The sequence below is a fragment of the Nonlabens tegetincola genome (assembly GCF_002954355.1).
In the GTDB taxonomy this organism is placed as follows: Bacteria; Bacteroidota; Bacteroidia; order Flavobacteriales; family Flavobacteriaceae; genus Nonlabens; species Nonlabens tegetincola.
Genome location: NZ_MQVV01000017.1, coordinates 428,836 through 440,532, shown reverse-complemented (window position 1 = coordinate 440,532; position 11,697 = coordinate 428,836). Strand labels below are relative to the sequence as shown.

Here is an 11,697-nt window from a genome sequence, read left to right as displayed (position 1 = left end):
TTTTTACAGTGGCAATCACAGCATACAGCCAGGTTCAAACTATTAATATGCCCACCAATGCAACTGAGAGATATGTAGGTTGTAACAATGCTTTTTTAAATGATAGTGGCGGTCCTGCAGGAAATTATGGAAATAATGAAAATGGTGAACTTATTTTATGTCCTATTATTCCGACAGATAGAATGCAATTCAATATAGGACTTATTGATATAGGTCCTAATGATGTTTTAACTATTTATGACGGTGATGATAATACAGCACCTGTTCTTTACACTGCATCAAATACAACTACTGCGCCAGGAGTGATAGAAGCATCTCCTACTAATTCGACCGGTTGTTTGTTTATCACCTTTGTCTCCGATGGTACAAATACGAATAATGCAGGTTGGAGAGCGACGCGAGGTTGTTTTGATCCTTGTCAAACAATAACTCCTTCTATTACAACAACTCCAGCAACCGATGCAGACGGAATTTTAAGAATATGTCAAGGTACTACTGTTAATTTTGATGGAAGTGCAACTTTTAGTTTAGATGGAACAGGAGCAACATACGAGTGGGATCTAGGAAATGGTAATGGAACAGTAACTGGGCAAATGGTGAGTGAAACGTATGCGAGTCCTGGAATATACAACGTTCAATTTACTGTAACTGATAATATTGGCTGTACTGATAGAGAGGAAATAGACTTAATAATCTTTGTTTCAACAGATCCTGATTTTACGGGTACTCAACCTGATGACACCACCATTTGTTTTGGAGATAGTACCGACATTACTGGAGTGGTCACGCCGGTTGAATTTGCGATAAACCCAACTCCACCTGTCGCAGGACAAACTTTCCTTCCTGATGGTAGTGGTGTTTCCTATCAAACCTGTATAAATGTTGATATTTTTACTCCAGGCGCAGTGGTAACTAATGCATCTGATATCGTAGATATCTTCTTAGAAATGGAGCATTCCTATTTAGGAGATCTAGAGGTAACTATAATTTCTCCAAATGGGCAAACAGCAGTTCTTCATCAATATTCTAATGGTGGCGGAACATTTTTAGGAATCCCAATAGATAATGACTCAGACTTGAGCCCTGGAAGAGGATTTTTATACTATTTTACAGAACAACGAGCAGCGACACAAACATGGGCTCAGGCCGCAGCTGCAAATGCGACTATTCCTGCTGGTGATTATCTTCCATTTGATCCTTATACTAATTTAATAGGAAGTCCATTAAACGGTCAATGGTGTATAGATATAGTAGATAATTTAGGTTCGGACAACGGTTATATTTTTCAATGGGGTATTACTTTTGATCCAGCAATAATACCGGGTGAATTCAATTTTACACCTGGTAGTAGCGCAACGAGATGGTTGCCAGATCCTTCTATTACAGCCACAAATGGTGATGTGATAACAGTAACACCTACTACTGAAGGTCTGAACTGTTATACTTATGAATTTACGGACAGCTTTGGTTGTATTTATACAGAACAGGTTTGTATAACTGTAGAACAGGAAATTCTCGATGCTGCACCAAATGACATTGTTGAATGTGGAACTTTAGGTACTACAGCTGTTGACCTTACGGTTAATACACCTATTGTATTAAATGGTTTAAATCCGGCCGATTTTTCAGTCGCTTACCATAATACCTTAAACGACGCAGAGAACGCAACTAATCCTATTGCAAATCCTAGTGCATACGTAACAACTACTTCTCCAGAGACTGTCTATGTTTCTATTACAAACCTAGCAAATAGTTGTATTGAGGTAGATCCAGCTGGTTTTCAAGTGTCGATTATAGACTTTGGAACAGTAACCATTCCAGATATTAACAGCTGTACGGCTCTTGTTAATTTTGATTTACAGGGTTATGTAAATAGTAGCTTGTCTGGTGGCGGCGGTGGAACGGTAGGAACTAATTTTACGATGACATTTCACACCTCGCAAGCAGATGCTACAACTGGAGCAAATCCTATACCGCTTCCTTATAACCAAGCTTCTGGTACTGTAACTATTTGGATAAGAATTGTGAGCACTGCTGATCCTTCTTGTAACGCAGTATTACCTTTTGATATAACAGTTAATCAAACCATTACAGGTCCGGTTAACGATATAGTGGTATGTGATGATGCTAGCAATGACGGTATTGAGGTTTTTGATCTTACTACTCAAGATGCAGATGTTCAATCGGTAACTGGTGGCAACGTTACCTATTTTGAAACTCTGGCAGATGCTTCTGCAAATACAAATGCTATTACTAATCCTACTGGATACACTAATATTTCTAATCCTCAAATTATTTACGCTAGGTTGGAAAATCCTATTGATCCATCATGTTCTGATGTAGCACAATTTGCAATACAAGTTGATTATTTAGGAGTGTATAATACAGCCTCTGATATGGTTTTGTGTGATGATGTCACTAATGATGGAATAGAAATCTTTGATTTAACTACTCAAGAAGTTGACATCTTAAATGGTCAAAATCCAGCAGATGTTACTATAACATATCACCTTTCTCAAGGCGATGCGGATGCGAATATCAATGCTATTGCAACTCCTTCTTCTTACACTAATGGAGTTGTAGGTGGTGAACAAATTTTTGTACGAGTAGAAGGCGTGTCTAATGCTACTTGTTATACTACTGGAAGTTTCAATATTGTGGTTAATGAATTACCAGTAGCAACCACGCCAAATGATATGGTGGTTTGTGATGACACCAGTAATGATGGGATAGAAATTTTTGACCTTACCTCACAAGACGCCAGTATTCAAACGGTAACAACTGGAAATGTTAGTTACTTTGAATCAATGGCCGATGCTACTTCAAATACAAATCCAATTACTAACTCAACAGCTTATTCAAATACTTCAAATCCGCAAACAATCTATGCTAGGTTAGAAAATTCTAGCAATACCGCTTGTTTTGATGTAGTTCAATTCGCATTACAAGTGGATTATTTAGGTGTTTTTAATACAGCACAGGATATGATTGTTTGTGATGATACAAGTAACGACGGTATTGAAATATTTGATTTGACCTCGCAAGAAGTTGATATTCTAAATGGACAAAATCCAGTAGATGTTTTGATAACTTACTATCTTTCTCAATCAGATGCTGATGCTGCGACTAATGCTATAGCTTCTCCAAGTTCTTATACAAACAGTATAATAGGAGGAGAGCAAATTTTTGTAAGGGTAGAAGGTGTGCCTAATGGTTCGTGTTTTACAACAGGTAGTTTTAATCTTGTTGTTAATGAGTTACCGGTGGCAACAAGTCCTGCAGATCTAGTGGTTTGTGATGATCCTTCTAACGACGGCATTGAGAATTTTAACTTAAGTTCACAAGATGCGGCAATTTTAAACGGATTGAACGCAGCAGATTATGTGATAACTTACTTTTCTTCTCAAGCTAATGCTGATTCAAATACCAATCCTTTAAATTCAACAAGTTATGATAATACTGCAGCTACAGAGACCATTTATGTAAGAATGGAAAGTGTAGTAAATGCGACCTGTTTTTCGACAGTTAATTTTGATATAATTGTTAATCCAGCTCCTTCTATTATTAATGGTAATGATTTAGAATTGTGTGATGATATTTCAGGAGATGGTATAGAAGTTTTTGACTTATCTCAAAACGATGCCGTGATATTGAATGGTTTAAATCCTGCTGATTATACTATAACTTATCATGCATCTCAAACCGATGCAGATTCAGCTATTAATCCTTTAAATACCAATTATTCAAATACTTCCACTTCTGAAACGATTTACGCTAGTGTAGTGAATAATACAACAGGCTGTTCAAATACATCAAGTTTCAACATCACCGTAAATCCAATTCCACAAACGGTTGCGGTTTCAGATCTTGAAGTATGTGACGATGATAATGATGGTGTAGGTATGTTTTCTTTAAGCGATCGCACTGCAGAAATAGCTAACGGTCAATCGGCAGTAGTGACATTTTATGAGTCACAAGCCGATGCTGTTTCACAAACAAACCCATTAGATGGTAACAGTTACAATAATATTTTTAATCCACAAACCATTCATTATCGATTAGAAAATGCTTCAACCGGTTGTTTTGCTGTGGGTACTTTTGAAATAGAGGCACTTGCAGCGCCTAATGCGTTTGTTGCGACACCACTTGAATCATGTGATGATGGAACTGGAATAGCTACGGTAGATTTAACTACTGCTATCCCAGAGATAACAGGAGGACAAACAAGTGATGTAACCTTCCATGAAACCTCTCAAGACGCCCAGGATGGTATTAACCCATTAAATGCTAATTATGATTTTAGCGGTGATACAACTGTATTCGTTAGGGTTGAAATCCCAGGTTTAGGCTGTGAAGGATTTACCACTTTAGATCTATTGTTTAATGATTTGCCAGATCCACAATTACTGCCGCAATATATTTTGTGTAGAGATGAAAACGGAGTTCTTATAAATGGACCTGAATTACTTGATACAGGTCTTAATAATCAAGATTATTCTTTTGAATGGACTCGAAATGGTACAATCATAGCTGGTGCATCTGATTCCTTTTTGAATGCAACAGAAGATGGAGATTATGAAGTGGTAGTGACAGACTTGTTTACTGGCTGTCAACAAACTGAAAGTACTAATGTACGTTTTTCGGGAATTCCTCTTTCCTATGATGTTGAGGTTACCACAGACCCTTTTGATTTTTCACATAATATTTTTGTAACTACAGAAGGTCCTGATCAATATTGGTTTAGTTTAGACGGTGGACCTTACCAAAATTCACCATACTTTAATGACGTAAGTCCTGGACCTCACACAATGGCAATTGCAGAACGAACTGGTTGTGGTGAAGTAGTTGTAGAGGTGTTTGTATACGGATATCCTGATTATTTTACTCCTAATGCAGACGGGTATCACGACACTTGGAATATTATTGGAGGTGATAGACTACCAGGAACACAGGTATACATTTTTGATCGTTATGGGAAATTCCTAAAACAAATAGCAACCGATGGTCCTGGTTGGGACGGAACTTTTAATGGAGAGCCTTTACCAAGTTCTGATTATTGGTTTAAAATTGAATATCAATTTGAAGGACAATCCGCAGAGGCTACTGGACACTTTGCTTTAAAAAGATAATCTCTTCATGGTATACATTATTAAAGCCCGCATTTAAAATGCGGGCTTTTGCTTACTAGGTTTTAAAACTGCTTGTTATTTATTTGATTACGCTTTCGCGAAAGCGTAATAACTAAACACTACCAAGCACAATAATTATAAAAATCATTTAATCCTAGGTATAAAAAAAGCTGCATCTATTGGAAATGCAGCTTTTTTCTTGTTAAGAGTTAACCTGTTATAGATTAAACCCTAAGGTTAATACGATATTAGTTAGGCTGTTTCGTGCGTTCCCAGAGGTGTCTAATCCTCCAGAAGCAAGGTTTTGAGTGAAATCTTGTTCGGAGTAATCATAAGACAAATCTAGAACTGTATTTCCCATGAATATCCCAAACCTAAACTATAACCTGTAAGATCATCCATAATACTCTTATCCTTGTAAGGCGAATCAATCATTCTATAACCACCACGCAGTGACCAATTTTTAACGCGATATTCTCCGCCTATTCTCAAAGTGGTAGCTGTGTCTAGATTGTTGGAAATAAATTGGTTGTTTTGAGAAAAAATGAAATCGTTTTCTGGAGAAAACTTCATATTCGTGTAATCTCTTATGCCGTAGTCCAGACTTATAAGCCCTTTTTTGCCAAAAACATAACTAGCACTTGCAGTCCAACTTCCTGGAAGCCTTAAATCGTAAGGGGCAAATAAGTTTTCTACCCTAGGAGCAACTATAGCATTAATGTTGGCTCCTGATGCTTCGATCTCCTGAACTAAGTTATCTTCAATAGTATACCATGTTGGTGACTCATAAGACAGGCCTAGTCGAAATTGCTTTGTAACCTTTGCTATCGTACCTAATTGAAAACTTACACCACTACCGTCTGTTCTTAATACATTGTCAAATCTAGTTCTAGAAACATTACCATTGCTGTTTTCGGTTGCGCGAGTAAACTTTTCATTAAATAAATAATGAATATTAACATTAAGACCTAAGCTAAATTTATTATCAATTTCTAAAGCTCCATTAAAAGATGTTTTGTTTTGATACCCATTAGAGTCTTCAAAATATGTCTGGTTGTATGGACCATTACCAGTGTTTGATACGTAATCAATATTATTTGGGTCGGTGTCATCAACAGCGTTTATTATAAAAGCTTCATATCCTAAGAAGGCTTGTTGTGCGTCAAAACCTACATTTTCCCCAAGGAACCTATAAAGACCGCTTACTGTTTCTCCATTTTGTAACTGTAAATTGTCAAGAGTAATACCGTTAGCGTTATTCAAGAAATATTGAGAAATAGAAGTGTCACTTACACCATTAAAAAAGAGCCTAGTATCATAATTTCTTAAAGCATCGTAATTGATACCTAGAGAAAATTTAGTAACGCCAGATTCATTGTTGCCTTCAAAAACTAGGACACCACCTACTTGATTGATAGTTACATCAGTACTACCATCATTTGAAGTGCTTCCAAAGTAATCTGTGTCGGCATCTTGATTAAATACATTTAAACTTAATGAAACGTAATTATTTGCAAATACTGTTGAACCAGCAGGATTTACTCCAATTGCAGATAAATCGCCTCCTAATGATCCCATTGCTCCGCTAAGAGCTCTAAATCTAGCTGTTCCAAATATATCTTGTGGAGTGTAAGTAAGTCCTTCTTGAACAGATTGAGCGCTTGAAAAAAGCGCACCCAGTGCGAGCGCGCCTATAATTATTGCCTTTTTCATATAATTTAACTTTCTAATTATCCTCTACGACCTCTAGAGCTTGATGAACGTCCACCACCTGAAGATCTACCACTAGATCCGCCACCTCTCATTCCTGAGGATCTTGAAGAGCTACCACTGCTTCTCATACCTGAAGAACGGCTTGTTCTTGAGCTACCAGATCTCATTCCACTGTTACGAGAACTAGAACTTCTTGTTCCTATTCTGGTACTACGTGTAGAGCTTCTTGATGTTCTTGAAATACTACTATTTCGAGAGGTTCTACTACTTCTAGATATCGAACTACTTCTTCTGTTTGAGGTGCTTCGTCCAGAATAGTATCTACCATTTGTGGTATTTCGACTTCCATAAGCGGCTCTACCTCTTGTATTTGAGTTTAGGCTATAACCTCTTGAAGATCTACCTCTATTGACATAAGCGAAATTATTTTGGTTGTAACCCCAGCCAGAGTTATTGGTATACCAACCATTACCGTAACCCCAGCCTGGGAAAAATCCCCAATTATTCCAGCTGAGCCAAGCATAGTTATTCCAACCCCAAACAGGTGACCAATACCCGAATCCACCCCAGGCCCAGTTGTTAAACCTATAGCCAGGAGCACCAAAAATTCCCCACCTTGCTGAACCCCAACCGAATCCTGGGTTGTATCCCCAATTGTTCCAACCCCAACCAGGTGCTAAACCCCATCCATTATCTATATAATTTATATTAATTTGAGATGGATTTTCTCCCCATGCAGGATTACCGCCACCATAGGTAGCTGTAGCATCTGGGTTTGAAGAATCATAACTACCTCCAGAATATGATTCCACATCAGTAAATACACTGTCGACTTCAAAGTTACTCCCAAATTGTTCACCTTCTTGTTCAAAAAGTCTTTCATAGTAGCCTGCGCTGTCATCTTGATATGTAGGAGTGTTCTCAACTTTTACCGATTCTGATTCACCATAGATGCCATCGTTATACGAAACGTTGTTATAGGTACCACAAGAAATGATCATAAAACTTAAAGCGAATAACAAAATCGCTGATTTCCATTTTTTTCTAAAATTGTAATTGATACTCATAACTTTTGATTTTTTTGATAGCATTTGATAAAAATAAGTAGTTTTGCTATCCTAATAATAAGGATTAACAAACTTCTAATCTAAGCACAATATTTGTGCCAAAAAATTAATAAATGTCTAAAAACCTAACATGTAGAGCAGAGGATTACTCCAAATGGTATAATGAACTAGTAGTAAAAGCTGACCTCGCAGAAAACAGTGCTGTAAGAGGATGTATGGTTATCAAACCTTATGGGTTTGCTATTTGGGAAAAAATGCAAGCAGAATTAGATCGTATGTTTAAAGAAACAGGTCATCAAAACGCTTATTTTCCTTTGTTTGTTCCTAAAAGCCTGTTTGAAGCGGAAGAAAAAAATGCTGAAGGTTTTGCTAAGGAATGTGCTGTAGTAACTCATTATAGACTACAAAATGATCCTGAAAATCCAGGGAAATTACGAGTAGATCCACAAGCTAAATTGGAAGAAGAGTTGGTTGTGCGACCTACCAGTGAGGCGATCATATGGAATACTTATAAAGGATGGATTCAAAGTTATAGGGATCTACCTTTATTAATAAATCAATGGGCCAATGTTGTTAGATGGGAAATGAGAACAAGGCTGTTTTTGAGGACTGCAGAGTTTTTGTGGCAAGAAGGTCATACAGCTCATGAAACTAAAGAAGAAGCGATTCAAGAAGCAGAGTTAATGAATAACGTTTACTCTGATTTCGTTCAAAATTTCATGGCGATTCCAGTGGTTAAAGGTTTGAAAACTGAAAGTGAACGATTTGCCGGCGCCGATGAGACTTATTGTATTGAAGCTCTAATGCAGGATGGTAAAGCTTTGCAGGCAGGTACAAGTCACTTTTTAGGTCAAAATTTTGCCAAGGCATTTGATGTTAAGTTTACCTCTAAAGAAGGGAAGCAAGATTATGTATGGGCAACGTCTTGGGGAGTTTCTACTAGATTAATGGGTGCTTTGATTATGACTCACAGTGACGATAAAGGTTTGGTGCTGCCTCCAAATCTAGCACCAAATCAAGTTGTCATAGTGCCTATATATAAAGGAGAAGATCAGTTGAAGGAAGTTACAACGGTTGCAGATGAGATGATGAAAGATCTTAGGTCACTAGGAGTAACTGTTAAATATGACAATCGAGATACCTTAAGACCAGGAGCAAAGTTTGCACAGCACGAATTACAAGGGGTTCCATTAAGAATTGCGATTGGCGCAAGAGATATAGCAAATGGAACGGTAGAACTCGCTAGAAGAGATAACCTGACTAAAGAAGTGGTTCCTTCAGAAGGAATAGCGATGCGTGTGAAAGAATTGCTCAAAGAGATTCAAGAGTCATTGTTTAATAAAGCATTAGATTTTAGAGATAATCACATTACTAAAGTTGAAACATTTGATGAGTTTAAAAACGTTTTAGGAAACAAAACGGGCTTTATAAGTGCTCATTGGGATGGCACAGCAGAGACAGAAGATAAAATTAAAGAACTGACTAAGGCCACGATTAGGTGTATTCCTCTTGATGCTAAGGAAGAACAAGGAACTTGCGTATTCTCTGGGAAACCTAGTACAAGAAGGGTGTTGTTTGCTAAGGCTTATTAGGGATCTAATTAATTGAAATTGAGAATAGTAAAAATAATTTGAAAAATTTATTCATTTTTTTTACTTAATAGTTTGGCAAATCGTAAAAAGCTCTTATTTTTGCATCCGCTAAACGAGCAAAACTCAATGGCCCGTTCGTCTATCGGTTAGGACGCCAGGTTTTCATCCTGGAAAGAGGGGTTCGATTCCCCTACGGGCTACAATAAAACAAGTCTTTAGATAGACGATTTTTACAAAGATTATGGCAAATCACAAAAGTGCTTTAAAAAGAATTAGAAGAAACGAGACAGCTAGACTTAGAAATAAGCACCAGCACAAAACAACTCGTAATGCTATCAAAAAATTACGTGAGACTTCTGATAAAGGAGCTGCTGAAAAATTATATGTTGAGGTATCATCTATGATTGATAAATTAGCAAAAAAGAATATTATTCATTCTAATAAAGCTGGTAATTTAAAGTCTAAACTTGCAAAGCACGTTAATGCACTTTAATTAGTATCTAGTTAAAAAAATCAAAAGCTCGCTTCAAGCGAGCTTTTTTATTTATATAGTTTGTCTAAGCTACTGCGATTTAATAAACTTCCAAGTAATGATGTCATTATTAGACGTAACCGTTAGGAAATATACACCAGTAGCCAAGTTTGAAATGTCAATTTTGGTGAGGTTTTGATTTATTTCATGATGCTGCAGTAATTGTGTTCCAGATAGACTAGAAATAGTAACCGATTTTTCTACATCACCATTTCCTTCAATAAATATAAAGTCTTTGGATGGGTTAGGGTAAAACTCAATTTGAGATTGTTGATTTGGATCTAAGCTAAGGGTACTACTACCATATAGTTGTCCATAAACTTCATATTCTTGATTTACCATCATACTTCCACTTGAAGTATCCTCTGCTTTGTACACAATTAAAAGTGCCGCTTGACCGTTACTAACTATTCTGGGTAAAAATGCACTTCCATCAGCATTAACTGGTGCTGCAGATACACGCAACAATGAATTTCCTGTCACTCCTGTAGTAGTTACGGTTCTCATGAATATTTCTCTTTCGAACCTGTTTGAGAAAAAAGGATTTGCGTTGAAAACGACATAAAATGTATTGTCGTTCGGGTTCCAATCAACATCTGCAGCTGCAGCAAAATGTCTAGTGGACTGGGCACCTACTTGACTAATTTCAAATTCAGGGACTAGAATATTCATGGAATCATCGTAGATAACTCCAAATACATCTATTTCTCCTGCTCGAGAATTATCAGCTTCATAAACAAAGATGTACCGATTGTCTGTCGTGCTGTATGCAGCTCTTACCCATTTATTACCAAAACTGTTGCTGTTTATACTTCCTCTATTACTTAATCGATATTGGTTTACTAGATTACCATTTTCACTAACAATGGTAACAAAAGCCTCTTCTTGATTATTAATAGGTGATGCAACATAGGTAACAGCATATTCTCTTGCATTGGGATTGAAGATCACATCGGGTATTGATCCGTTGGTTTGTATACCGTTGGCAGAGTTGGTTATAGGAAAACTTGTGCCTGTTTGTAAGCCATTTTGATTAAGTCTTTGACCATAAAGTTCCAAAGACCCATTAGCAGTACTTGTTGCTTGACTTACCATTATATAAGTCATAAAATATTCATTTAACAAGGAGTTATATACAAGAGCTGGTGTACGTGCATCGATTGAAGAATTTCCACTAGAGCCGGAATTTGTTATTCTATAATCACTCGATATTATAGAACCATTTTGATCTAATACCACACCATAAATTTCACTTTTATTGGCGTTTAGTTGTCCTTGGTAAACCACAAGAAAAGTATTGTTTGAGGAATTAAAAGCTACTCGAGGGAAACGATTCTCCAATGGAGCTTGTCCTAGATTTAAAGATGATATGAGGATATCATTCCCCAATACATTTCCGTTTAAATCAATAAATCGTCCAATTATTTGACTGTTATTTGCTACAACTCCATTGAAATCTGTATCGGCGCTTTCCCATACAGCAAGGTAAGTGTGGTTGTTTGAATTGTAGGCTATATCTGGAAAGTCAACACTTGGTGTAGTGTTTCCAAATCCTCCAGCATCACTTATTCTAAAATCATCGGGACCATAGAATTGAGCTTGACAAATGAAGGTGGTAAATAGTAAAATGTAAAATGTTTTCATGAGATTAGTTTACCATTAAT

6 protein-coding genes and 1 tRNA gene are annotated in these 11,697 nt (G+C 36.9%); 4 read left to right on the top strand and 3 right to left on the bottom strand.

Annotation, left to right across the window (positions count from 1 at the left end; all coding sequences use genetic code 11):
• The first annotated feature begins 47 nt into the window (after window positions 1-47).
• Entirely contained in the window at window positions 48-5,129 is a 5,082-nt protein-coding gene (locus BST93_RS13645) for an FIDD domain-containing protein (RefSeq protein WP_181072649.1), read from the top strand.
• A 342-nt stretch (window positions 5,130-5,471) separates the two neighbouring features.
• Here BST93_RS13645 and BST93_RS13640 read toward each other — a convergent pair whose 3' ends face one another.
• Together BST93_RS13640 and BST93_RS13635 are read right to left on the bottom strand one after the other, a co-directional pair.
• Window positions 5,472-6,842, bottom strand: a complete 1,371-nt coding sequence (locus BST93_RS13640) for an OmpP1/FadL family transporter (RefSeq protein ID WP_219843758.1) — start codon at window positions 6,840-6,842, stop codon at window positions 5,472-5,474.
• A 17-nt stretch (window positions 6,843-6,859) separates the two neighbouring features.
• Window positions 6,860-7,909, bottom strand: a complete 1,050-nt coding sequence (locus tag BST93_RS13635) for a hypothetical protein (RefSeq protein ID WP_146105034.1) — start codon at window positions 7,907-7,909, stop codon at window positions 6,860-6,862.
• Window positions 7,910-8,022: 113 nt separating this feature from the next.
• On the opposite strand from BST93_RS13635, the gene proS reads away from it, so the two are divergent.
• From proS to rpsT, 3 genes are all read left to right on the top strand, one after another.
• The gene (gene proS, locus BST93_RS13630; protein ID WP_105019591.1) at window positions 8,023-9,501 is read left to right on the top strand and encodes a proline--tRNA ligase; all 1,479 of its coding nucleotides are present in this window, start codon (window positions 8,023-8,025) and stop codon (window positions 9,499-9,501) included.
• 128 nt (window positions 9,502-9,629) lie between these two features.
• Window positions 9,630-9,701: transfer RNA gene (locus tag BST93_RS13625), tRNA-Glu, on the top strand.
• Window positions 9,702-9,742: 41 nt separating this feature from the next.
• On the top strand, window positions 9,743-9,994 hold the full coding sequence (gene rpsT, locus BST93_RS13620) for a 30S ribosomal protein S20 (protein ID WP_042277382.1): 252 nt from the start codon (window positions 9,743-9,745) through the stop codon (window positions 9,992-9,994).
• 69 nt (window positions 9,995-10,063) lie between these two features.
• Here the strand turns inward: rpsT and BST93_RS13615 are convergent, their stop codons facing one another.
• On the bottom strand, window positions 10,064-11,677 hold the full coding sequence (locus tag BST93_RS13615; protein WP_105019590.1) for a T9SS type A sorting domain-containing protein: 1,614 nt from the start codon (window positions 11,675-11,677) through the stop codon (window positions 10,064-10,066).
• Window positions 11,678-11,697 lie beyond the last annotated feature (20 nt).

Bases quoted from the DNA above. Each gene is read 5' to 3' on its own strand.
- BST93_RS13645 (WP_181072649.1), top strand. From the start codon at position 48: ATGCCCACCAATGCAACTGAGAGATATGTAGGTTGTAACAATGCTTTT.
- proS (WP_105019591.1), top strand. From the start codon at position 8,023: ATGTCTAAAAACCTAACATGTAGAGCAGAGGATTACTCCAAATGGTAT.
- BST93_RS13615 (WP_105019590.1), bottom strand. From the start codon at position 11,677: ATGAAAACATTTTACATTTTACTATTTACCACCTTCATTTGTCAAGCT.
- BST93_RS13635 (WP_146105034.1), bottom strand. From the start codon at position 7,909: ATGAGTATCAATTACAATTTTAGAAAAAAATGGAAATCAGCGATTTTG.
- rpsT (WP_042277382.1), top strand. From the start codon at position 9,743: ATGGCAAATCACAAAAGTGCTTTAAAAAGAATTAGAAGAAACGAGACA.
- BST93_RS13640 (WP_219843758.1), bottom strand. From the start codon at position 6,842: ATGAAAAAGGCAATAATTATAGGCGCGCTCGCACTGGGTGCGCTTTTT.